At 66.4% G+C, this 23,597-nt stretch carries 20 protein-coding genes; 11 read left to right on the forward strand and 9 right to left on the reverse strand.

Going from position 1 to position 23,597, the window contains the following annotated elements:
* The 5 genes from HZB86_01295 to HZB86_01315 form a co-directional block, all read right to left on the reverse strand.
* Positions 1 to 944, reverse strand: a 944-nt coding sequence (locus HZB86_01295; GenBank protein ID MBI5904184.1) for a glycosyltransferase, incomplete at its 3' end; no start/stop codon positions are given.
* A complete protein-coding gene (locus tag HZB86_01300; protein ID MBI5904185.1) occupies positions 941 to 1,594 on the reverse strand; it encodes a hypothetical protein in 654 nt (217 codons plus the stop codon). The genes HZB86_01300 and HZB86_01295, both read right to left, overlap by 4 nt.
* Entirely contained in the window at positions 1,591 to 2,340 is a 750-nt protein-coding gene (gene otsB, locus HZB86_01305) for a trehalose-phosphatase (protein ID MBI5904186.1), read from the reverse strand. The genes HZB86_01300 and otsB overlap by 4 nt, the downstream gene beginning before the upstream one ends.
* Positions 2,337 to 4,583 (reverse strand): trehalose-6-phosphate synthase, encoded by a 2,247-nt coding sequence (locus tag HZB86_01310; GenBank protein ID MBI5904187.1) that lies wholly within the window; start codon positions 4,581 to 4,583, stop codon positions 2,337 to 2,339. The genes otsB and HZB86_01310 overlap by 4 nt, the downstream gene beginning before the upstream one ends.
* Positions 4,584 to 4,593: 10 nt before the next feature.
* Complete coding sequence (locus HZB86_01315) at positions 4,594 to 5,118, reverse strand: MarR family transcriptional regulator (GenBank protein ID MBI5904188.1); 525 nt, start codon at positions 5,116 to 5,118, stop codon at positions 4,594 to 4,596.
* Between the two features lie 250 nt (positions 5,119 to 5,368).
* On the opposite strand from HZB86_01315, the gene HZB86_01320 reads away from it, so the two are divergent.
* The 5 genes from HZB86_01320 (at position 5,369) to HZB86_01340 (ending at position 11,287) form a co-directional block, all read left to right on the forward strand.
* Positions 5,369 to 7,081 carry a chloride channel protein gene (locus HZB86_01320; GenBank protein MBI5904189.1) on the forward strand — a complete coding sequence of 571 codons (1,713 nt, stop codon included), beginning with the start codon at positions 5,369 to 5,371 and terminating at the stop codon, positions 7,079 to 7,081.
* Between the two features lie 79 nt (positions 7,082 to 7,160).
* Positions 7,161 to 8,435 (forward strand): cation:proton antiporter, encoded by a 1,275-nt coding sequence (locus HZB86_01325; GenBank protein ID MBI5904190.1) that lies wholly within the window; start codon positions 7,161 to 7,163, stop codon positions 8,433 to 8,435.
* A 127-nt stretch (positions 8,436 to 8,562) separates the two neighbouring features.
* Positions 8,563 to 9,417 (forward strand): substrate-binding domain-containing protein, encoded by an 855-nt coding sequence (locus HZB86_01330; GenBank protein MBI5904191.1) that lies wholly within the window; start codon positions 8,563 to 8,565, stop codon positions 9,415 to 9,417.
* Between the two features lie 35 nt (positions 9,418 to 9,452).
* Complete coding sequence (locus tag HZB86_01335) at positions 9,453 to 10,151, forward strand: ABC transporter permease (GenBank protein MBI5904192.1); 699 nt, start codon at positions 9,453 to 9,455, stop codon at positions 10,149 to 10,151.
* The gene (locus HZB86_01340; GenBank protein ID MBI5904193.1) at positions 10,148 to 11,287 is read left to right on the forward strand and encodes an ABC transporter ATP-binding protein; all 1,140 of its coding nucleotides are present in this window, start codon (positions 10,148 to 10,150) and stop codon (positions 11,285 to 11,287) included. Before HZB86_01335 ends, HZB86_01340 begins: the two co-directional genes overlap by 4 nt.
* Positions 11,288 to 11,317: 30 nt before the next feature.
* Here the strand turns inward: HZB86_01340 and gyrB are convergent, their stop codons facing one another.
* The 4 genes from gyrB to HZB86_01360 all read right to left on the reverse strand — a co-directional run bounded on the left by gyrB (position 11,318) and on the right by HZB86_01360 (position 17,471).
* Positions 11,318 to 13,768, reverse strand: coding sequence for a DNA topoisomerase (ATP-hydrolyzing) subunit B (gyrB, locus tag HZB86_01345; protein ID MBI5904194.1), 2,451 nt, complete (start codon positions 13,766 to 13,768; stop codon positions 11,318 to 11,320).
* Positions 13,769 to 13,901: 133 nt separating this feature from the next.
* Positions 13,902 to 15,026, reverse strand: a complete 1,125-nt coding sequence (dnaN, locus tag HZB86_01350) for a DNA polymerase III subunit beta (protein ID MBI5904195.1) — start codon at positions 15,024 to 15,026, stop codon at positions 13,902 to 13,904.
* Between the two features lie 186 nt (positions 15,027 to 15,212).
* Entirely contained in the window at positions 15,213 to 16,553 is a 1,341-nt protein-coding gene (gene dnaA, locus HZB86_01355) for a chromosomal replication initiator protein DnaA (protein ID MBI5904196.1), read from the reverse strand.
* Positions 16,554 to 16,832: 279 nt separating this feature from the next.
* Positions 16,833 to 17,471 (reverse strand): hypothetical protein, encoded by a 639-nt coding sequence (locus HZB86_01360; GenBank protein MBI5904197.1) that lies wholly within the window; start codon positions 17,469 to 17,471, stop codon positions 16,833 to 16,835.
* Positions 17,472 to 17,591: 120 nt separating this feature from the next.
* On the opposite strand from HZB86_01360, the gene rpmH reads away from it, so the two are divergent.
* From rpmH to mnmG, 6 genes are all read left to right on the forward strand, one after another.
* Complete coding sequence (rpmH, locus tag HZB86_01365; GenBank protein ID MBI5904198.1) at positions 17,592 to 17,744, forward strand: 50S ribosomal protein L34; 153 nt, start codon at positions 17,592 to 17,594, stop codon at positions 17,742 to 17,744.
* Positions 17,741 to 18,109 carry a ribonuclease P protein component gene (gene rnpA / locus HZB86_01370; GenBank protein MBI5904199.1) on the forward strand — a complete coding sequence of 123 codons (369 nt, stop codon included), beginning with the start codon at positions 17,741 to 17,743 and terminating at the stop codon, positions 18,107 to 18,109. The genes rpmH and rnpA overlap by 4 nt, the downstream gene beginning before the upstream one ends.
* A gap of 184 nt (positions 18,110 to 18,293) precedes the next feature.
* Complete coding sequence (gene yidD / locus HZB86_01375; protein MBI5904200.1) at positions 18,294 to 18,551, forward strand: membrane protein insertion efficiency factor YidD; 258 nt, start codon at positions 18,294 to 18,296, stop codon at positions 18,549 to 18,551.
* Entirely contained in the window at positions 18,536 to 20,212 is a 1,677-nt protein-coding gene (gene yidC / locus HZB86_01380) for a membrane protein insertase YidC (GenBank protein MBI5904201.1), read from the forward strand. Before yidD ends, yidC begins: the two co-directional genes overlap by 16 nt.
* A gap of 7 nt (positions 20,213 to 20,219) precedes the next feature.
* Positions 20,220 to 21,605, forward strand: coding sequence for a tRNA uridine-5-carboxymethylaminomethyl(34) synthesis GTPase MnmE (gene mnmE / locus HZB86_01385; protein ID MBI5904202.1), 1,386 nt, complete (start codon positions 20,220 to 20,222; stop codon positions 21,603 to 21,605).
* 24 nt (positions 21,606 to 21,629) lie between these two features.
* Complete coding sequence (gene mnmG, locus HZB86_01390) at positions 21,630 to 23,585, forward strand: tRNA uridine-5-carboxymethylaminomethyl(34) synthesis enzyme MnmG (protein ID MBI5904203.1); 1,956 nt, start codon at positions 21,630 to 21,632, stop codon at positions 23,583 to 23,585.
* Positions 23,586 to 23,597 lie beyond the last annotated feature (12 nt).

Consider the following 23,597-nt stretch of genomic DNA (forward strand, 5'->3'; position numbering starts at 1 on the left):
AACCCCTCCCGGGTCGATTTCTGAAGAACGATGTCCGCCAGGCGTTGAAGGGAGTTGATGGTCCTGTGCGCGCCGGACGGAAGAAGGAGAACGTGGATGTCGGGATCCCCTTCCGCCGCCTCCAGCACGTCTTCGAGCACCGCCCTGCCTTCGGGGTCGTCCGTGGCCTCTCCCCCGGCCAGAACGAGCTGGACGGGAGTCACCTTGCGGACCAGCCGGTACGCCTGGATGACGCCGACCGGATCCTTGAACCGGTCGAACCGGGAGATCTGGACGAGGAGCGGACGTTCCGGGTCGAGGCCGAATTCCGCCCGCACGCCCGACAGCTCCGCCGGGTGCAGCTCCCGGTTCTTTTCGCTCAGCGGGTCGATGCTCGGCGGGACAAGGAACTGGGGATGCGGAAGGGGTTGGGCGAATTCGGCCATCGAAAATATGCTGGCGTCGTACTTCTCCACGAACGTCCGCAGCACCTTCCAGACGGGGCGGAACGGACTGCTGATGTCGATGTGCGCCCGCCAGATCCAACGCCCCTTCCGGTTCGGGCAAAACCTGAGGAGGTATGCAGGCTGGGGGTCGTGGATGACGACGATGTCCGCTTCCTCCAACAGGGGGCGCAGCCTCACGGCGTTTTTCTCGTTTACGTCCTGGTAGATTCTCCAGTCCTTCTTGGGCAGGTCGACGATTTTTCCCTGGAGGCCGTTGTGGATCGCCTTGGTGATCTCGAAAAACCGGGAATCGCCGTGGATCACCTCCCAGGAGGCGTCCACCCCCACATCGCGCATATGGGGCACCATCCACTCCAGGATCTCGGCGACTCCGCCCCCTTCCCGCGTCGAGTTCACGTGGACCACCCGGAGCCCCGCGAGCTTCTCCCCGATGCGCCGAAGCTGCGCCACGGCGGAGGAACCGACGATCGCCTCGTAGGCGGACAACGCGGGGCTCATCTCGCATCCCCGGCGCCCGCCACCGCATTCGCGAGCTCCTTCCGAAGGCGGGCGAGGCTGTGGAAATGGAAGTCGATGGCGCCCAGGGAGCGAAGGCACGGCGCGAACTCCTCACCGGCCTCCATGAGCCAGGCGGAAAAGTCGTCCCTCCCGGCGGGAGGACGGCGCAGCGCCTCCAGGAAATGGTAGTAGACGCTCCCGTCGGTCATGCCCAGGATGGCCGGGGCGAGTTCCCGCGGGCTTCGGATCCGCTCTCCGGTATCGAAAACGACGGTTGTGGCTTCCTTGAAGAGGAACTCGTCCCCCGGCCTCACCCAGGGAACCGTCGTCCGTTCCCCCAACCGGTCGTCGACGATGTCCAGAACGGCGGCCCGCAGCTCCTCCATCGTGCCGAAGGCGTACGGATCGACGATTCCCAGCCTCTCCGCCAGCACGCGGTCCCCCAGGTAGAGTTTCGCCCAGACCGCGAAGTCGTTCCGGTAGTCCGGGTCGTCGAACGCGGGACGGAGCGTGGTCTCGCAGAAGTGGTGGTACAGAACGTTTCCGCCGCACGCGGCGATCCGGTCCCGGAACTCCCGCAGGTTCATCGCGGGGATCAGGCCGCTCATCCGGACGAGAAGCGCACAGTCCTTGACTTCGAAGGGCGTCATGACGATTCCGCGAGGCTGCGGACGGCAGCCGCGAGGGCGGCCGGACCCGCCAGATAGTGCGCCCCCTGCACGGTCACGCGATCCCCCACGCAGAAGACGGTTCCTCCGCGGCGCAACACCCACCGCATCGCCACCGCGTCGTTCTCGTCGTCCCCCGCGTACACGACCCCGTCCCGGGACGGATCCCATTCGATCAGCCGCAGGAGTCTTCTCAACCCGGCGGACTTCCCGCCTCCCCGCACCAACTGCACTTCCAGGACCTCCGGTCCGCGGTGCACCCGGATCCCCGTCAGACCCCTCAATCGCTCCAGCAGGAATGTCCTCCTGCGGAAGGACCGCGGGGAGGCGTTCCGGAAATGGACCGCCACGGACCATCGCTTGTCTTCCACTTCCACCCCGGGGATCGCGGCGATCTCCTCAAGGATCGCGCAGACGGCCTTTCGGTTCATCGCAAGGAGCCTTTCCGCGGCGGCGTCCGGTCCCGTGCGAATTCCCCCCGGCAGGCGCCACTCCAGCCCGCTCCCCCCGCCGATGAACACACCCGGGAGAGGAACCCTGGGAACGATGTCGTCCATGGACCGGCTCGACATCACGGCCACCCGGTTCCATGGGGAGCTCTGCAGGTACCGGAGCGTCTTTTCGCACTTCCCGTCCAGTACGGCTTCGTGACGGTCGGGGACGATCCGGGATACCGTGCCGTCGAAATCGAACACCCAGAGACGCCGCCTGCCCAGCATGTAGTTCAAGGGGCGGCCTCCCGCGACCCGGGCCGTCCCGGCTCCTCCCGCAGCTTGCCGCGCTTTCGCATCCCGGCGGCATCCAGCAGCATCCGCCCTGCCCAGCGGTAGACGTTGAATTCGCCGATCAGGCTCCGCATGATGCGGATGCGGTCGCGCTGCTCGGCATCCGGCATGCTGAGCGCCATGTGCAGGGCCGCGGCGCACTGGTCGATGTCGTACGGGTTGACGATCAGGGCCTCGGGCAGCTCGCGCGACGCTCCGGTGAAACGGCTCAGGATCAGCACGCCCCTCTCGTCGTCGCGGGAGGCGAGGAACTCCTTCGCCACCAGGTTCATGCCGTCGTGCAGGCTGGTCACGCAACACACCTCGGCCGCGCGGTAATGCTCGTAGACATCCGGGGGTTCGTGATGTTCCACCTTCAGCAGGATGGTAGGCGCGGATCCGGAGGAGAAGCGGCCGTTGATCCGGTCGGCCAGCGCCCTGACGCGAATCTCGAACTCCCTGTATTCGTCGATCCTGGAGCGGCTGGGAGCCGCGATCTGGATGAAGCTGAACCGCCCGATCCAGCTCGGCTCCAGCTCCAACAGCCGTTCGACCGCGAGAAACCGCTCGATGATCCCCTTGGTGTAGTCGAGGCGATCCACGCCGATCCCGACGAATTGATCCGGCGGCAATCCGTTCCGGCTGCGAACGTCGGCGCGGCACCCGGCGACCGGCTTCCGCGTCAGCGTCCCGGCCGGCGGCCATTCGATCGAAATCGGGTACCGCTTGACGGCCGTCGTCTTCCCTCCGCGGGCCACCTCGAACGTCTCCCGGTCCACCCGGGCCTCCAATGTCCGGTCCACGGTATCGAGGAAGTTGTTGCAATGGAACCGGGTGTGGAACCCGAGGATGCTGCTGCCCAGAAGTCCGTCGAGCAGCTCCTCCCTCCAGGGGCAGATGGCGAACGCTTCCGGGTTCGGCCACGGGATGTGCCAGAACGTGATGATCGTGGCGTCGGGCAACCGTTCCCGGATCATCCGCGGCAGCAGGGCGAAATGGTAGTCCTGCACCAGGACGATGGGATCCGCCGTCCTGGCCTCCTGCGACACGGCATCGGCGAATTTGCCGTTCGCCTCCCTGTACCGCTTCCAGTCTGCCGAGCGGAAGATCGGCCGGACATGGGCGATGTGGCACAGCGGCCACAACCCCTCGTTCGAGAAGCCGTAGTAGTAGCCCGCCTCCTCCTCGTCCGTCAGCCAGACGCGGCGAAGCTTGTACGACGGCTTCCCGGGGGGGACCATGATGTGGTCGGCGGCGTCCACGACTTCCCGGTCCGCCGTCCCGCTGCCGTGGGCGATCCAGGCGCCGGAGCATGCGCGCACGACCGGTTCCAGGGCGGTGACCAGGCCGCTCGCGGGCCGGGACACCTCGATGCGGCCGTCCCGGCGCTGGTGGATGTACGGCTCGCGGTTGGAAACGACCAGGATATCCTCGCCGCGGAGGTCATCGTGCAGAATGGTCTTCAGCGCCTCCGGGGACCAGTTCACCTGGCTCTCGTCCCGTGCCCGGTGTTCGGACTCCAGGTCCCGGATGAGCGCCCGCAGGTCGGAGGCGATGGGTCGAAGCTCGGGAAGCGTGCCGCGGAGATCCGTCCCGGCGGGCCGCAGCAGCCCTTCGCCCCGCAGGAGGGCGCGGACGCTCTCCATCCATCCCCTCCAACTGAGCTGCGCGATCACCACCGTGATCAGGGACACGACCGCGCCGAGGGCGATGAAGAAGAGGAACACGTAGCGCTTCGTCTCCTCGCTGCGCCGTTGGGCGAAGCTCATGTCGTGGACCAGCACCAGGTCGCCGAGCCGGGTGCCGGACGCGTCGACGCCGACAACCGCCACATGCAGAGGCCCCTTTTCGCTTGTGAGCACTTTTTTCGAAGGCTCCGCGAACCTGCCGAGGTCCGCGCAGTCGATCTCGCGGGGGAAGGTCCTGGTCGCTATCGGCGGCCCGCCGGAGACGCCGCAAAAACCGAGCGCATAGAGGCGCTCGTCCTCGATGATCTTGTCGAACACCCGGAGCGTCCTGGTTTTCGAACCGCTGGCCAGCGACTCCTGGATCGAATCGTGGATGGCATTGGCGACCAGTTTCGACCGCATGTCGATGTCGCGCGCGAACCACCGGAGAGTAAGCCCGTCCACCAGCGGCACGACCGCGTAGGCGATGGCCGCAAGAGCCGCCACCAGCGGAACGATGAAGCGAAGCGACAGGCGCATGGTATCGCGGCTATCCCCCCTTCATGACGGTTTCCGGGTCACCGCCGCCCCGAGGGACATTCACCTCGTCCGAGAAGAGGAGTCGCGGGGGCATCCGCCGGGCGCCCAGGATGTCCACCAGCAGATCCAGCCCTTCCGAGATCACGTCCAGCTCGCGGTCGGAAAGCTCTTCCAGCCCATCGAGAAGCACCCCTTGAGCGACCGTCGGGACCGTCTTGACCGTCTCTTGCCCGATTTGGGTCAACCCCACCGTCACGACCCTGCGATCCTCCGCCGACCGGGTCCTCGTCACCAGCCCGCGGGCGTCTAGGCGATCCAGGATTCCGATGACCGTGGAAGGATGGAGGTACATCCTCCTGGCCAGTTCCGAGACCATGACCGGCCCGGATTCCGAAAGGACCTTGATCGCCCAGAGCTGGGGGCCCGTCAATCCGGCCACATGTTCCGCGCGCCTGGAGTAACCGTGCACCACCTGGACGATCCGGCGCAGATTGTCGAAAGCGCCGGCGATGGCATCCTTGCGACCCGTCTTCATTTGACCTCCATCGGTCCGTAACCGATTCCGTTGCACCACGAATCCCGTATGGTTATAATGCCAATGATTTGTATAGCAATTATACGGCCAACTTCGTCCGATATCAACGACTTCGACCAAAGAAAGAGAAGTCCACCCAATGGACCCGGTCAATAAAAACGAATCCTTCCGGCCGGAAGCAGATTGGATTTCCAGGGCATTTGACAGGATTTCCTTGACGATTTCCGCGTTGCCCTCCCGGTTCCGTCTGATGTCCCTGAGCGTCGTCGTAGGGATCATCGCCGGCGTCGGGGCGATTCTTTTCGACGGTCTCCTGAGCCTGACGCTGGAGTCGGTCCTCCGCGCATCCACCGGCTACTTCGAGCCGGCCCGCGGCGCTTCTCCCCCGGATATCGCCTCCGCGATGCCGGTCCGATCCATCTGGCTCCTGCTTCTTCCCGCAATCGGCGGTCTGCTGTCCGGGGTGATCGTTTTTTCCATCGCTCCCGAGGCGGAAGGCCAGGGGACGGACGCCATGATCGAGTCGTTCCACGAGAGAGGCGGGCAGATCCGGAAGCGGGTGCCCCTGGTGAAAATCGTCGCGTCCGCGCTGACGATCGGCAGCGGAGGCTCCGCCGGCAAGGAAGGTCCCATCTCCCAGATCGGAGCCGGTTTCGGATCCGCCGTCGCGACGACCCTCCGGTTGAAACCCCGGGAGAGAAGGATCCTCGTGCTGGCGGGAGCGGCGGGAGGGATCGGGGCGATCTTCCAGGCGCCGCTGGGAGCCGCCCTGTTTGCGCCGGAAGTCCTGTACCGCGAGACGGAATTCGAGTCCGAGGCCCTCCTGCCCTGCATCATTTCATCCATCATCTCCTACGCGATCTACACCCAACTCTATCGAAAGGGCGCGCTCTTCTTTCCGGGGACGGTGGATTTCTCCATCCGCGCGGAACTCCTGCCGTATGCCGTCTTCGGCCTCTTCTGCGCGCTCGTGGGATTCCTGTTCGTACGGACCTTCTACGCGGCGAGGGACCGGATCTTCCGGCCTCTCCGGATCCACAGGATGCTCAAACCCGCCCTGGGCGGCCTGATGATGGGGTGTATCGCCTATTTCGTCCCCCAGGTCATGGACGGAGGGTACGGCTGGGTCCAGACGGCATTGGAAGGGAAGTTGCTCTGGCCGCTGATGCTTCTCCTTGCGGGACTGAAGATCGTTGCCACCTCGTGCACCATATGCTCGGGGGGAAGCGGAGGCGTCGTCGGCCCCTCCGTATTCATCGGTGCGATGCTCGGAGGCGCGTTCGGATTCCTCGGCCACGAGGTCGCCCCCGGCTGGGTGCTCCACCCCCACTCGTTCGTTATCGTGGGCATGGGTGGCTTTTTTGCCGGCGTCGCCAAGGTTCCGATCGCCTCGATCATCATGGTGTGCGAAATGAGCGCGAGTTACACCCTTCTGGTTCCACTGATGATCGTCTCCTCCATCTCCTGTCTGCTTCTGAGAAACGTCAACCTGTTCGAGAAGCAGCAGGTCAGCCGGTTCGCCTCCCCCGCCCACCTCACCGAATTCGCCCGGGGCATGCTGGAACGTATCCGGGTGGAGGACGCCATACACCCCCAGCCGATCACGCGGATCCCGGAAACCATGCCGTTCGGGGAACTGGTCCGGACGGTGTCCCGCTCCGGAGAGTCCCACTTCCCCGTGGTAGACGCGGCGGGCCGCATGACCGGGATCGTCTCGATCAACGACATCCGGGCGGTTCTCTTCGAGAACGACATCGACCGCGTCGTCATCGCCGGGGACGTGGCGACCCGCAGCGTGGTCAGCGTCTTTTTCGACGACACGCTGCAGCAGGCCTTGGACAAGATGGCCGCGATCGCGGTGGACGAGCTGCCCGTCGTGGACCGGAATGCGCCGGACACGATCGCCGCCATGATTTCCAAGCGCGATATCGTAAACTACTACTTCACCAAGGGCAGAGGCTGACCACGGGTCCTGTGGAGTGATGAACCGCTCGTTTCCGATATGCGGCCTGTGCCTCGCGGCCCTGATCCTCCTTCCGGGGATGGCCCACGCCGCGGGCGAGGACCCTTCCCTGCCGCTCCTGCGATACCTCGTCCTCATCCTCCTGGCCGCGAAGCTGATGGGGCATCTCGGAGTGTTGCTGGGGCAGCCCGCGGTTCTCGGAGAGCTCTGCGCCGGAATCCTCCTGGGAAATCTCGGACTTCTCGGGGTCGCCGGATTCGGGGGGATCGCCTCCGATCCTTACGTCGACATCCTGGCCCGGATCGGGGTCATCGTCCTGCTCTTCGAAGTGGGATTGGAGTCCACGATCCGGGACATCATCGGCGTGGGGGTGTCCTCCCTGCTCGTGGCGGTGCTGGGCGTGGCGGCCCCCTTCGGGCTGGGGTGGCTCGTCGGCGCCTGGCTTCTTCCGGAGAGTTCTCCCTACGCCCATGCCTTCCTGGGCGCGGCGTTGTGCGCGACCAGCGTGGGAATTACCGCGCGCGTTCTTCAGGATATCGGCAAATCCCGGGAGAAGGAGGCCAGGATCATCCTCGGGGCCGCCGTCATCGACGATGTGCTCGGTCTCATCATCCTCGCGTCCGTCTCGGGTGTCATTCTCGCGGTCGAGGGCGGGAAATCCTCCGGGGCGTGGCCGCTTGCGGCGATCGTCCTGAAGGCGGTCGGGTTTCTGGCAGGCTCCCTCCTTCTCGGGGCCCTTCTCACGCCGAAGATCTTCACAACGGCCGCGAAGTTGCGCGGTCCGGGGGTCCTGGTCGGCGTCTCCCTGGCCTTCTGCTTCCTGCTCTCGTTCCTCGCCGGCGAGGCGGGGCTTGCGCCCATCGTCGGGGCGTTCGCGGCCGGCCTGATCCTGGAGCCGGTCCATTTCCAGGCGTTCGGGGAACGGAGCATCCGTCATCTGGAGGAAGCTCTCGCGCCATTGTCGGGATTCCTGGCGCCCGTGTTCTTCGTTCAGATGGGGGCAAAGGTGGATCTGCGGGTTTTCGCCTCCGCGGACACGGTTTGGCTCGCACTCGCGTTGACGGTTGCCGCGATCATCGGCAAGCAGGCATGTTCGCTCGGGGTTCTGGAGAGGGGGGCCAACCGCTGGGCCGTGGGATTCGGCATGATACCGCGCGGGGAGGTGGGGCTCATCTTCGCCAGCATCGGGGCGACGCTCGTTCTTGGGGGAGAACGGATCATCGACGACACCACGTATTCGGCGGTGATCATCATGGTCCTCCTGACGACGCTCGTCACGCCGCCCCTGTTGAAATGGTCTCTGATCTCCCGGGGTACCTCCGGTCATTCCGCTGATCGCCAAAACGTTGTATAATCTGATTTATAACGATTCCCCCGACCGAACGGAGTTCCCGATGGCCGCCCGCGCCCATCGACTTTCCGGCATCCGCGTGCGGCCCGCCGGCGCGGGGACCGGAAAGACGTCGCCAGGGGAGGAAGATATGGCACGCCGGAAGATGTTCGCGTTTCTCGCCGCGCTTGCGTGCGCGGCGGCCCTGTTCCACGCGGTCCCCGCGTCGGCCGCGTCGAGGAACCTGATCCTTGCGACGACGACGAGCACGCAGGATTCAGGGCTCCTCGACGTGCTGATCCCGGCGTTCGAGAAGAAGACCGGGCTCTTCGTGAAGACGATCGCCGTCGGGTCGGGGCAGGCGATGGCGATGGGGGAGAAGGGGGAGGCGGACGTCCTCCTCGTCCATTCGCCGGCGGCCGAGGAGAAGTTCCTGCGGGACGGATTCGGCTCGTCGCGCGCGCTCGTGATGCACAACGACTTCATCCTCGTCGGGCCGGCGGCCGATCCGGCGGGAATCCGGGGGGCGAGGCCGTCGGTCGAGGCGTTCCGGAAGATCGCCGCGAAGGGGGCGCTTTTCCTTTCGCGCGGCGACAAGTCCGGGACGCATTCGAAGGAGATGGGGCTCTGGAAGGCGGCCGGCGTCTCCGGCGAGGGGAAGCCTTGGTACCAGCAGACCGGCCTCGGGATGGGACAGACGCTTTCGGTCGCGGCGGAGAAGAAGGGATACACGCTCGCCGACCGCGGCACCTACCTCGCCATGAGGAAATCGCTCGGTATCCCGATCCTCGTCGAGGGGGACAAGGATCTCCTGAACGTCTACCACGTGATCGTCGTGAACCCCGCGAAGTGGCCGAAGGTCAACGCGGAGGGGGCGAAGGCGTTCGCCGCATTCATGGTCGCCCCCGACACCCAGAAGACGATCGGCACGTTCGGCGTCGAGAAGTTCGGCGCGCCGCTCTTCTTCCCGGACGCGGGAAAGAAGCTCGAAGACCTCGGGAAGTAGCTCCCGCGTTCGCGCGGGGTTGGTAAGATGTCCTCATGCAGATGATCCTCGACGGCCTCCGCGAGGCGTTCCGGCTGCTCGTCACGCTCGACCCCGAGGTCGTCCGGATCGTTATCCTGTCCCTGAAGGTCTCCGGGACCGCGACGCTCGTCGCGCTCGTGATCGGCCTCTCCGGCGGAGTAGCCCTCGCCTTCCTGCGCTTCCCCGGCCGCAATCTTCTCGTCGCCGCCGTCAACACCGGCATGGGCGTCCCGCCGGTGGTCGTCGGCCTCTTCGTCTCCATCCTGCTGTGGCGGAACGGGCCGCTCGGGATGCTCGAACTCCTCTACACCCCCGCCGCGATGATCGTCGCGCAGGTCGTCATCGCGACCCCGATCGTCATGGGGATCTCGCTCGCCGCGCTGCAGGCGCTCCCCGAAAAGCTCCGCTGGCAGGCGGTCGGACTCGGCGCGAGCCGGATGCAGACGGTCTGGATCCTCGTCCGGGAGGCGCGCCTGCCGCTCCTCGCCGCCGTGATGGCGGGGTTCGGCGGCGTCATCTCCGAGATCGGCGCGTCGATCATGGTCGGCGGGAACATCCGGGGATACACCCGCGTGCTGACGACGGCGACGGTGATGGAGACGTCGCGCGGGAACTTCGAGATCGCGATCGGCCTCGGGATCCTCCTGCTGCTGCTGTCGTTCGGCGTGAACGCGACGCTTACGAAGATCCAGCAGAGGAAGCGGCCGCGATGAGCGTCACGGCGGCGGACAGGACGCCGGACGGGGCGCGCCTTCCGTTACTGGCCGCGGACCGGCTGCGCGTCGAGCGGGGCGGGGCGACCCTCCTCGACGTCCCTTCCCTTTCGGTGTTCGAGGGGGAGACGCTCGCCGTGATCGGAGGAAACGGGGCGGGGAAGACGACGCTTTTACTCGCTCTGGCGACGGTCCTTGCGCCCTCTTCCGGTGCCGTCCTCTTCCGCGGAAAGCCGGTCGGCTCGGGGGAGACGGCGCTCCCGTACCGCCGGAAGATCGCGGTCGCGTTCCAGGAGCCGCTCCTGTTCGACGGGACGGTGGCGCGGAACGCGGCGGAAGGGTTGCGTCTACGGAAAGTGCCGGCGGAGGAAGCCGCGCGGCGCGCCGGGAACATGCTCGAGCGTTTCCGCATCGCGCGCCTCGCCGGGCGGTCCGCCCGGACCCTGTCGGGCGGGGAAGCGCAGAGGGTGTCGCTCGCACGGGCGTTCGCCGTCGATCCGGAGGTCGTCTTCCTCGACGAGCCGTTCTCCGCGCTCGATCCGGAGTCGCGCGAGGGGATCGTGGACGACCTCGAGACGGCCCTTCGCGATTCGGGGACGACGGCGGTCTTCGTCACGCACGACCGGGTCGAGGCGCTCCGCCTCGGCGACCGGATCGCGGTGATGCACGCAGGGCGGATCACGCAGGTCGGGACGCCCGACGAGGTGATGAACCGCCCGGCGGACGGGATCGTGGCGTCGTTCGTAGGTGCCGAGACGGTCCTGGACGGAGTCGTCGTCTCCGCCGGGAACGGCGTGTTCGTCGCGCGCGTCGGTGCGCCGGGAGCGTCCGGCGCCGCCCCGTCGGTCGAAGCGGTCGGAACGTGCGGGATCGGCGACCGGGTCCTGCTCTGCATCCGACCCGAGAACGTTACGCTGTCGCTCCCCGGCGGGTCGGCCACCTCGGCGCGGAACGTCTTCCCCGGGGTCGTTTCGAAGGTGACGCCGCAGGGGGCGGTCCAGCGGGTCGTCGTCGACTGCGGGGCCCTTCTCTCGGCCCTCGTCACCACGCACGCCGCGGTCGAGCTCGGCCTGTCCCCGGGGCGCCCGATCGTCGCGTCGGTCAAGGCGACGGCGGTCCACGCGATCCGACGCTGAAAAACTCCGATCCGTGCGGAGAGAGAAAAGCTAGATATCGAGCGACGACACGTTCAGCGCGTTCTGCTCGATGAACTCGCGGCGCGGCTCGACCTGGTCGCCCATCAGCCGCGAGAAGATCTCGTCGGCGTCGGTCTCGTCGCCGAGCTCGACGCGCAGCAGCTCCCGCGACTCGGGGTTCATCGCCGTCTCCCAGAGCTGCTCGGGGTTCATCTCCCCCAGCCCCTTGTACCGCTGGATCGTCTGCCCCTTCTTCCCCGCCTCCAGCACCTGGTCGAGCAGGCACAGCGGGCCGTCCGCCTCGGGGAAGATCCCCTCCCCTTCCATCCGGTACGGCGGCGCGAGCGTCTCGCGGATCTGGGCGTAGAGCTGCCCCGCCTCCCGCAGGTCGGCCGACTCCATCAGGTGCCGGTCGACCAGGCAATCCATCGGCAGTCCGCCGCGCTTCCACGTGAGGCGCGCCCGCACTCCCTCGCTGTCGCCGTCGGGGTCCGCGTCGATCGAGAACGCCGCGTGCGTCACGTCCGGGCGGCTCCCCTTCCATTCGGCGAGCAGCGCCTTGAAGAATTTCGTCGCCGCCTTTTCCCCGGAGAGCGCCTCCACCCCCAGCGCCGATCGTGACGCCAGCGACAGGAAGACGAAGGCGGGAAATCCCCTGCGCTCCGCCCGCGACGCGACCAGCTCCAGCCGGGAGATCTTGGACAGCCACGCGGTGAGCTTCTGGCCGGACAGCCCTCCCGAATTCCCCGTCCCCGCGACCCGCCGACCCGCCGACCCGTGGTCGATCAGGTGCTTCCGGAACGCGGCGTCGTCCTTCAGGTACGTCATCTCCTTGCCGCGCCGGACCCCGTAGAGCGGGGGCTGGGCGATGAAGATGTTCCCGCGCTCCAGCAGCTCCGGCATGTTGCGGAAGAAGAAGGTGAGCAGCAGCGTCCGGATGTGCGCGCCGTCCACGTCGGCGTCGGTCATGATGATGACCTTGCCGTACCGAAGCTTGTCCGCCTCGTAGTTCTCCTTGCCGATCCCGGTCCCCAGCGCGGTGACCATGACCCGGATCTCGGTCGAGGTCAGCATCTTGTCGATGCGCGCCTTCTCGACGTTCAGGATCTTCCCCTTGAGCGGCAGGATCGCCTGGTACCGCCGGTCGCGCGCCTGCTTCGCCGAGCCGCCCGCCGAATCGCCCTCCACGATGAACAGCTCGCACCGCGCCGGGTCCCTCTCCTGGCAGTCGGCCAGCTTCCCCGGCAGCCCCGCCGAGTCCATCGGCCCCTTGCGCACCAGCTCCTTGGCCTTCCGGGCCGCCTCGCGCGCCCGCGCCGCCTCGAGCCCCTTCTCGATGATCTTCTTCGGAACGGACGGGTTCTCCTCGAAGCACGTCATCAGCTTCTCGTAGACCAGCGAGTCGACCAGCCCCTTCACCTCGTTGTTCCCGAGCTTGTTCTTGGTCTGTCCCTCGAACTGCGGCTCGGGCACCTTGGTGGAGACGACGGCCGCCAGCCCCTCGCTCAGGTCGTCCCCGCGCAGGTTCTCCTTGAACCCCTTGAGCAGGTTCCCCTGGTTGGCGTACTGGTTGATCGCGCGGGTCAGCGCCTGGCGGAAGCCGGTGAGGTGCGTCCCGCCGTCGTGCGTGTTGATGTTGTTCACGAAGGAGAAGAGCGTCTCCTGGTACGAGTCGTTGTACTGGAGCGCCACCTCGATCTGGACGCCGTCCTTCTCCCCCTCGATGTACACCGGCTTGGGGTGGAGCGGCGTCTTGTTCCGGTTGATGTGCTTCACGAATTCGACGATCCCGCCCTTGTACTGGAAATCGTGGCTCTTCGCGTTGCGCTCGTCGAGGATGGAGATCTTGAGGCCAGCGTTCAGGAACGACAGCTCGCGCAGCCGCTGGGACAGGACGTCGAAGGAGAACTCGGTCTCGGTGAAGATTTCCGGGTCCGGCTTGAAGGTGATGCGGGTCCCGTTCTTCCGGGACTTCCCCGTGACTTTGAGGGGCGAGGAGGTTTCGCCCCGGACGAAGCTGATCTGGTGCACCGACCCGTCGCGCCGGATCTCCGCGGTCAACGTCTCGGACAGCGCGTTCACCACGGAGACGCCCACGCCGTGGAGACCGCCCGACACCTTGTACGTCTCCCGGTCGAACTTTCCGCCCGCGTGGAGGACGGTCAGGACCACCTCGGCCGCCGGCATCCCCTCCTCCGGCATGATGTCCACCGGGATCCCCCGCCCGTTGTCCTCGACGGTGACCGAATCGTCCGCGTGGATGACGACCGAGATCGTGTCGCAATGCCCGGCCATCGCCTCGTCGATCGAGTTGTCGACGACCTCGTAGACCAGGTGGTGCAGCCCGTGGGTGTCCGTGCTCCCGATGTACATCGCCGGGCGCTTCCGGACCGCCTCCAGCCCCTTTAAAACCTGTATGTTTTCGCCGGTATATTCGCCGCCGGTCCCGTTTTTCGGACGGTCGTCCGCGCCGCTGCCCATAAACACCCCGTTCCCTGATGGGTAAACTGATTGATTATACTCTTTCGGGGGGGGAAACGGAAGAATTACGGGGGGACGGAAACCCCCCCGGAGAATTTATAACTGCCGGATATCGCTTAAGAAACCGGCAATATCAGAAAATGCGCATCGGCATGACGATCGCCAGGTACGCCGCGTCCTTCTCCGGCCGCAGGATCACCTGGGACACCTCGTCCTTCATCTGGAGGACCACCTTCTCCTCCGCGATCCCGGACACGGCGTCCTGCAGGTATCTTCCGTTGAACCCGATCTTCATCGCGGGCCCTTCGTACTCCGCCTCGAGCAGGTCCTGCGCCTCCCCCTGGTCGGGACTGGTGGAGGACACCTCGAGCTGCTTGCCGGAAAACGAAAGCTTCACGCTGTGGACCTTGTCGGGCGCCATGACGCCGACGCGGCGCAGCACCTCCGCGAACGCGTCCCGGTTCACCGTGGCGGTCAGCAGGTTCTCCTTCGGGACGACCTGGCGGTAGTCCGGGAACTCGGCGTCGAGCAGCCGCACCCACACCTCCGTGTCCCCCTTCGCCGCGAACAGGAACTTCTCGGAGGAGGAAAGCTCGATCGACCCCGGTCCGCTCTCCGCGAGTTTCCGGATCTCGAGCACGCCCTTCCGCGGGACCAGGACCTTCCGGGACGACAGCAGCTCCCCGATGTTCCCCGCCTCCCCGTCCGCCATCGCCAGCCGGTGCCCGTCGGTGGCGACCATCCGGAGCCGCGCGCCTTCCTTCGTGTCCACCCGCTCCATCAGGATCCCGGCGAGGTTGTACCTCGTCTCGTCCGACGACGCGAACGACGCCACCCGTTCCGACAGTCTCCGGAACATCTCCCCGTCCACCGAAACCGGCTTCCCCTTGGGCTTCTCCGGCATCTCCGGGAACTCCTGCGCCGGGAGCCCCGCCAGCCGGAAATGGGACCGGCCGGAGGAGATCTCCACGTAGTTCCCTTCCTTCCCCGCCGCCTTCACCGGGGACTCCTTCGGGAGCACCTTGGCGATGTCCAGCAGCTTGCGCGCCGGCAGGGCGATGGAGCCGGCCTCGCCCGACGCGATCGGCTGGATGCAGCGGATCACGATCTCCAGGTCCGAGGAAACGACCGTCAGGCTTCCCCCCGCGACCGTCATCAACGCGTGGGATAGGACGGGCATCGTGTGCCGGCGTTCCGCGACCCCCTGGATGCCGGTCAGCACATCGATGAGCTGGTCTCTGTCCACAGTGAAGTTCATCGTTATCCTCTTCTTGTTTCAGTATTAAAAAAGATAGCAGCGGGAGCAGAGGGTGTGGAAGCTGTGGATATCATCCTCGCGTCGGCGCGCGACGGGGATCGGAGCTGTTGGGGAATTGGAGATGAACGATGGATGCGGCGGACGGAAACTGTGGACAGCAAGTAGCCGTTCCTTTTCTCCACAAGGTTATCCCTCGATTTTCTTCCGGAGGGTTTCCACCGTGTTTCTTAAAGATACATCGTCCGCGACCTTCTTCCCAATTTTTTTTACCGCGTACATGACGGTCGTGTGATCGCGCCCGCCGAACCGGTGGCCGATGTCGGGAAAGGAGCAGCGCGTCATCTCCCGGATCAGGTACATCGCCACCTGGCGCGGAGCCGCGACCACCTTGTGCTTCCGGTCGGACCGCAGGTCGGACACCTTGACGCCGTAATGGTCGGCGACCGCTTTCAGGACCGCGTCGGGGGAGATCTCCTTCACCCCGTTGTTCAGCGGGGAGAGGAACGATTTCGCCAGGTCGAGGTTGATCTCCTTGCTCATGAGCGACGCGTGGGCTCCGATCCGGATCAGGTACCCCTCCAGCTCGCGGATGTTGCTCTTGACCACGGTCGCGAGGTAAAGCGCCACGTCCTCGGGGAGCGGGATGTTCTCGGCCTCCGCCTTGCGGTTCAGGATGGCCACCCGCGTCTCGATGTCGGGGGCCTGGATGTCGGCGACCAGCCCCCATTCGAAACGCGACTGGATCCGCTCCTCGAGGTCCGGGATCTCCTTGGGAAACTTGTCGCTGGTCACCACGATCTGCTTCCGGGACGAGTACAGGTCGTTGAAGGTGTGGAAGAACTCCTCCTGGGTCCGCGTCTTTCCGGCGATGAACTGGACGTCGTCCACCAGGAGGATGTCGGCGTTCCGGTACCGTTCCTTGAACTCCTGCATCCGGTTCGTGCGGATCGAGTGGATCAGCTCGTTGGTGAACTTCTCCGCGGGGACGTAGCAGACCCGCAGCCGCGGGTTCCGGGTCAGCGCCTCGTTCCCGATCGCGTGCAGCAGGTGGGTTTTTCCCAGCCCCACACCCCCGTAGATGAAGAGCGGGTTGTAGCTGTTCCCCGGATCGTTGGACACCGCGGCGGACGCGGCGTGCGCGAACTGGTTTCCCGTCCCGATGACGAACCGTTCGAACGTGTACCGGCTGTTGAGGACGGGAGGGACGATCCGGGCCCGCGTGACGGTATCCACCGGGAGCTGCAGGTACCGGGGCGGCGTGACCGGCGGCGGGAGCGGCTCTTCCTCCCCCCCCACCACGATCTCGACGGAGACCTCCTCGCCCAGTTCCCGGCGGGTGATCTCCTCGATCTGGGAGATGTGGTTGTCCTCGATCCACTGCTTGAAGAATTTGTGCGGCGTCGCGATGAAGAGGACGGCCCCCTCCCGCGTGACGAACCGCAGGGGGCGAAGCCACGTCTCGAACACCTGCTCGGACACCTCGCCCTTCATCTGGGCGAGGACCCGTTCCCACGCCTTGGAAGTCATCCCGCCGGCTCCCGGAAACCGGGGGGTGAAGCCGTCGCAAGGAGGCGAAAATCGTTCATTTCTGGCATGTTAAGCCCGCGTAAAATGAAATAGTTGCCAACAAGGTTATCCACACCTGTGGATAAAGCGGAATGTTTCATGAAATCGGTGTCTTAAGGGCGCTTTGGGTCGGTATTTCCACGGGAAACTTCGTGCGGTTCTACTCGATGGGTTTCCGCCTCCCGGCGCTTGTAGAGGCTACGGTGAGGGATGGAGGGTACCACACGCGAAAAAAAGGAATCAAGGAGATTTTTCCCCGGCGCCGCGCGAGGCGATTTTCCGTCGGTACAAATCCCAGTTGACAACCACGTGGAGATCCGCCAACGCCCGGTTTCTGGCGGTCCGGTACGCTTCCGAACGGAGGAAGCGGCGCAGCGGTCCCCGCCCCGACATCACCTGCTCGGATGCGACCCACGGCAGCGGCGCCCCCGTGCCGCGATCGAAGAGGCACCCCTCGCGGATCGCGTCGGACGCGAGCGCGATCGGAACCGCGGCCAGGTCGCGGGCGATCGCCTGGAACCTCCCCTCCTCCGCCGGGTCGAGGTAGCGGAACGCGCGGGAGTAGAAAAGCGCGGTGTGGAAATGGTCCGGGACGTCGAGGACGCCGTCGACCGAAAGCTCCCGCGAGAAGGCCGACAGCAGGGCAAAGAGCTCCGAAAGGAGACCCAGCCCCGGCAGCAGCCCCGCCCGTTCCAGCCGCTCCCGGACCTCCGCCGCGTCGTACCGTCCGAAGAGGCGGTTCTCCGGGTTCTCCCCCGTGAGCTCGAACAGCACCTCGCTCTCCGTTGTCCCGGCGGCGGACGGCCTCCCTTTCGCCGACAGAAGCGGGAAACGGAGAAGGCGCCGCAGGTTGAACCGGGGATGGTTCCGGTAGGGCATCGCGCCTCCGCGGTTTCGGCGTTTCCGGGAATACCGGTTGACACGGCTCTCCGGAAAGAAATAGATTATACATTTCCCAACGTTTGGGCGAGTTGCGTTCACGGAAGGAGCGAAGGAACCATGAAGCGTACATACCAGCCGCATAACCTGCGGCGGAAAAGAACCCACGGCTTCCGCGAGCGCATGTCGACCGCGGCGGGCCGGAAGGTCCTCGCGCGGCGCCGCGCCAAGGGCCGCAAGCGACTGACCGTGGCGGTCAGCGGCAAGAAGTGACCGTAACCCACCGGGAACGCCCCCACCGCTTCCCCGCCGATGAACGGCTTCGCACCGACCGGGAGTTCCGGGACGTGGTGCGCAAGGGGGAGCGCGTCCACACGCCGCATTATACGGTGTACCGGGACGCCCTGGGCGGGGAACGACGGCAGGTGGGGATCTCCGCGGGGAAGCGCGCCGGGGGCGCCGTGGTCCGCAACCGGGCCAAGCGGCTCCTGCGGGAATTCTACCGGCTTCACAAAGGCGCCTTCCCGGCCGGCACCCGAACCGCCATCGTGGTCCGGAAAGACCCGGAGAACGCGGCGCTCCCCGCCGTGTGCGCCGAACTGCTCCCCGCCATCCGTCGGCGCTGGGGAGTGAATTGAAGCAGTAAGTGGCCCATTTCATAAATACGGCTGCATTCGAGCGCCGCTGCATCCGCTCCTGCTGCGTTGCGCTCCTTGCGCCGTACTCCACGGTACGGCTCAGTCGCGCGCCTTGCCGGCGCGGCGCATCGACGCTCTCGGTGCGACGCCGTATTTATGAAATGGACCACTAAGGGGTCGCCCGTTGCGTCCACGGCAGCTCCTCATCCGCATCTTGCGGTTTTACCAGGCGGCGGTTTCCCCCTACATCGGCGCTTGCTGCAGGTTCCATCCCAGTTGCTCCGAGTACGCGATCGGGTCGGTCCGGCTGAACGGGGCGATCCTGGGGAGCCTGGACGCGGTCCGGCGAATCTTCAAGTGCCACCCCTTCCACCCGGGGGGCGTGGACATGCCGCGCCGGATCGAACTCTTCGGAACGAGGGCCCCATGGAAAAACGGATGATCCTGGCGGTCGCGCTGTCGATCGCCGTCCTACTCGGATACCAGTACTTCTACTCCTCCCCTCCCCTGCTTCCGACCGCTCCGACGGGGAAGGACAACGGGGCGGCTCCCCCCGGATCCGGAAAGCCGTCCGGGGCGCCGAGGGGTGCGGAAAGCGCGTCCGTCGTCCCTTCCGGGGGGCTTGCGGCCCGTTCCGCCGCGACGCAGCGGTCGATCGTGGTATCGACCCCGCTCTACACCGCCACGCTGTCCACGGCGGGAGGCGGGATCACGTCGTTCCTCCTGAACGAATACAAGGACGCGCCCGGTCCGTCCGGCAAGCCGCTGGACATCGTGGGGGCGAAGGATCTCCAGCCGCCGCCGCTTTCGCTCTATCTCGACGAGAACCGCCCTCCCCTTCCGAACCCGCCGGTCTTTTCTTCCAGCGCGTCCGGAGAACTGGCCGTGAAGCCTGGCGAGGTCCGGAGCGTCCTGCTGACGTGGGAATCCGCCACCGGCGTCCGGATGTCCCGGGAGTACCTCTTCCACGGCAGCCGGTACGACTTCGAGGTGCGCGTCCAGACGTCCAATGGATCGAAGGAGCCGGTCTCGGTGCGCCCCGGCGTGGAGCTTTCGCAGGTCTACAGGGGGGAGCTCGCGGGCGACTCCTACTCCTTCTACGGAGTCGTGTCCGACGCCGCCAAGGGGGGCATCCAGCGGTACGACCTGAAGGACGTTTCGAAGGGGAAGGCCGGCAAAAGCCCGGTCCGCTGGGTCGCGGCCGACGCGAAATATTTCGCCTGGGTCGTGATCCCCGAGAAGGACTGGACGCTCGATCGGGCGTCGCTGATCGGCGAGGACGGCGTGCGCGTGGCCGTGGCCGACACCGCGGCGACGCTCCAGCCGGGGGACATGGTGCGCGCGAGCGCGAAGGTGTTCGCGGGGCCCAAGCGGTACGCGCTGCTGGAGTCCACGGGGAAGGACATGGAGGAGCTGATCGACTACGGCTGGTTCTCCATCGTCGCCAAGCCGCTGGTCTTCCTGATGAAGGCGAGCAACCGGGTCACGGGGAACTACGGAATCGACATCATCCTTCTCACGGTGCTGATCAAGATCCTCTTCTACCCGCTCACCCAGAAGTCGATGGCCTCCATGCGGAAGATGCAGGAACTGTCCCCGGTCCTCGCGAAGCTGAAGGAGAAGTACAAGGGGGACGCGCAGCGGCTGAACCAGGAGACGATGAACCTGTACAAGACGTACAAGATCAATCCCCTCTCCGGCTGCCTTCCGATGCTCGCGCAGATTCCGGTGTTCATTGCCCTCTACAAGGGGCTGCTCGTGACCATCGAGCTGCGGCACGCGCCGTTCTTCCTCTGGATCAACGACCTGTCCGCCCCGGAGCACCTCTGGGACCTCCAGGTCGCCGGCTACACCTTGCCGATCCGGCTCCTCCCGCTGCTGATGGGAGTCTCGATGTTCATCCAGCAGAAGATGACGCCGTCCGCCGGGATGGAACCCGCGCAGCAGAAGATGATGCTCTTCATGCCGGTCATCTTCACCTTCATGTTCTGGGGCTTCCCGAACGGGCTGGTGATCTACTGGCTGGTGAACAACGTCCTGAGCATCGGGCAGCAGGCGATGTACAACCGGCAGGCCGAAGCCGCGAAGGCGGCCAAGGCATAAACGCCTTGTGACACGGGACCCGGCCCGCGACGGAAGCACGATCGTCGCGCCCGCCACGCCCGGGGGGGCGGGCGCCGTCTCCATCGTCCGGCTCTCCGGCCCGCGCGCCTACGAAATCGCGAGCCGCCTCGCTCCCCTCCTCCCCGACGGAATCCCTCCCCGGACGCTGCGCCGGTCCGACATCCGCGACGCCGACGGGGAGATCGTCGACTCCGCGCTGGTCGTCCGGTTCCCCGCGCCGCACAGTTTCACCGGCGAGGACGTGGTCGAGTTCCATCTGCACGGCAATCCGGCCGTCGTGGAGGCCGCGGTCCACGCGGCGTGCGCCGCCGGCGCCGTTCCCGCGGAGCCGGGGGAGTTCTCCCGCCGGGCGTTCCACAACGGAAAGATGGACCTTACGCAGGCCGAAGGGTTGGCCGACCTGATCGCCGCCCGCACGCAGGACGCGGCGCGCTCCGCGCTGCGCCAGATGCGGGGCGGGCTGCGGGAGGCGGTCGGGCCGCTCCGTGAGAAGCTCCTGTCGCTCCTGACGCTCCTCGAAGCGGCGATCGATTTCTCGGACGAGGAGGATGTGCCGGCGGCCGGGTACACGGAAGTCCAGGAACGGATATCTGAAATCGTGTCCGCGCTCGTTCCGCTCCGGCAATCGTACGACGCGGGTCACCGATTCCGGGACGGGGCTACGGTCGCGATCGCCGGGGTGGCGAACGTCGGGAAGTCGCGACTCCTGAACCGGTTGTCCGGAGAGGATCGGGCGATCGTCTCCGATTCGCCGGGGACCACCCGGGATTATCTCCGGGCGGAGATTTCCGTGGCGGGGGTGCCGGTCCTGCTGGTGGACACGGCGGGGCTGCGGGAAACGGGCGATCCGGTGGAACGGGAGGGAGTCCGGCGCGCGCGCGACGTGATCGCGGCCGCCGATCTCACCCTGTTCGTCCTGGACGGAAGCCGGACGGCGTCCGATGAGGATCTGGCGGCGTACGCCGATGCGGCGGCGCGGCCGCACCTGGTGGTGCTGAACAAATCGGACCTTCCGCCGGCGGAGGGAGGGGAGCGGTTCGCCGGGGAGGGGAGGAGGGGGAGCGCCCGCGTCTCCGCGAAGACGGGGGATGGGATCGGAGCGCTTCGGGCCGCCGTCGCGAAGGAGATCGGTCCGGGAGAGGGCGCCATGCTGGCGCTTGCCCCGCTGACCCGCGCGCGGCACCGGTTGGCGGTCGAGGCGGCGCTCTCCGCGCTCGAGAGGGCGAACGCCGCGACGGGGGAGAAGCTGCCCGTCGAATTCCTGGCCGCGGATGTCCGCGGGGCGGCCGACGCCTTGGCCGAGCTCCTCGGAGAGGTCGCCCCGGAAGAGGTGCTGGACTCGATCTTCGAACGGTTCTGCATAGGCAAATAGCCGATATTGCAAAGGAAACAGAATATGTTCCACGTGGAACATCCCGGCGGCGGGCGACCTGGCGCCACTCCGTACGAATATCCGAAGGAGTACGACGTCATCGTCGTGGGGGGCGGGCACGCCGGGTGCGAGGCGGCTCTTGCCGCCGCGCGGATCGGTTGCCGAACCCTTCTCCTCACCATCAACGCGGACGCCATCGGCCTCATGTCGTGCAATCCGGCGATCGGGGGGCTGGCGAAAGGGCACCTGGTCCGGGAGATCGACGCGCTGGGCGGGGAGATGGCGCGCAACATCGACGCCACCGGGATCCAGTTCCGCCAGCTCAACACCAGCAAGGGACCGGCGGTCCGCTCCTCGCGGGCCCAGGCGGACAAGCAGCTCTACCGGCTCCGGATGAAGAAGGCGCTCGAGGCGACCTTCGGCCTGGACGTGAAGCAGGCGATCGTGGACGCGGTCGTGACCGACGGCGGCGCGGCGGTCGGCGTCGACACCCACATCGACGTCCGTTTCCGCGGGAAGACGGTGGTCCTGTGCCCGGGGACTTTCCTCAAAGGGCTGGTCCACGTCGGACTGGTGAGCTACCCGGCGGGGAGGGCGGGCGACTTCCCGGCGATGAAGCTGTCCGATTCCCTGCGGAAGCTGGGATTCTCCGTCGGGAGACTGAAAACGGGGACCACCCCGCGTCTCGACGCGAAGACGATCGACTTCTCGAAGACCGCCCGGCAGGAAGGGGACGACCACCCGGTCCCTTTTTCCTTCGATTCCGGTGAGATCCGGAGGCCCCGGCTTCCCTGCTACACGACGTACACCAATCCGGACACCCACGAGGCGATCCGCTCCGGGCTCACCCGATCCCCCCTCTACTCGGGGGTCATCAAGGGGATCGGCCCCCGGTACTGTCCTTCCATCGAGGACAAGGTCGTCCGGTTCTCCGGCAAGGAGCGGCACCAGGTATTCCTCGAGCCGGAGGGGCTGAAAACCGCGGAGTATTACCCGAACGGCGTCTCGACCAGCCTTCCGTACGATGTCCAGGTGAAGATGCTCCGCACGATTCCGGGGCTCGAGAAGGTGGAGATCGTCCGCCCGGGGTACGCCATCGAGTACGATTTCGCCGACCCGGTGCAGCTGTACCCGTCGCTCGAGACGAAGCTGGTGAAGAACCTGTACCACGCGGGCCAGATCAACGGAACGAGCGGCTATGAGGAGGCGGCGGCGCAGGGGATCGTGGCGGGGATCAACGCGGCCTTGCGGGTGAAAGGGGAGCCGCCGGCGGTTTTTTCCCGTGCGGAGGCGTACATCGGGGTGCTGATCGACGACCTGACGACGAAAGGGGCGCAGGAGCCGTACCGGATGTTCACCTCCAGGGCCGAGTACCGGCTTCTGCTGCGGGAGGACAACGCGGACCTTCGACTATCCGACACCGGGCGCCGGGTCGGGCTTCTGCCGGAGGAGCGGTACCGGCGGTTCCTGGCGAAACGGGAGGGGATCGACGCGTTCCGCAGGCGATTGGAGGACACCCGGGTGCCCGCGACCCATCCGCTGTGCCGGGCGGTCGTGGAGGCCGGTGGCGCGCCGCTCCGGCCGGGGATCTCCTACGCGGAGGCGCTCCGGCGGACCGAGGTCACCGGGGCGATGCTTCTTGCGTGCGATCCGGATCTGCGGGGAGCCGGGCCGGGCGCGGTGGAGCAGGCGGAGTTGTCGATCAAGTACGGCGGATACATCCGGCGACAGGAGGACGAGGCAAGAAAGCTTTTGAAGTACGAAGGGATGGCGATCCCTCCGGAATTCCCGTTCGGCACGTTGCCCGGCCTCTCCGCCGAGGTCCGGGACAAGCTGGTCCGCGCGCGCCCCGCATCCCTCGGACAGGCGCAGCGGATTCCGGGGGTGACGCCCGCGGCGGTCGCCCTCCTGCTGGTGTACCTGAAGCGGAGGAAGGATCCCGAAGCGAGGGCAGGTTCCGGCGGGGAATCGGCGGATTGAATGAGTAAGGCA

Source organism: Deltaproteobacteria bacterium, assembly GCA_016234845.1.
Taxonomy (GTDB): Bacteria; Desulfobacterota; Deferrimicrobia; order Deferrimicrobiales; family Deferrimicrobiaceae; genus JACRNP01.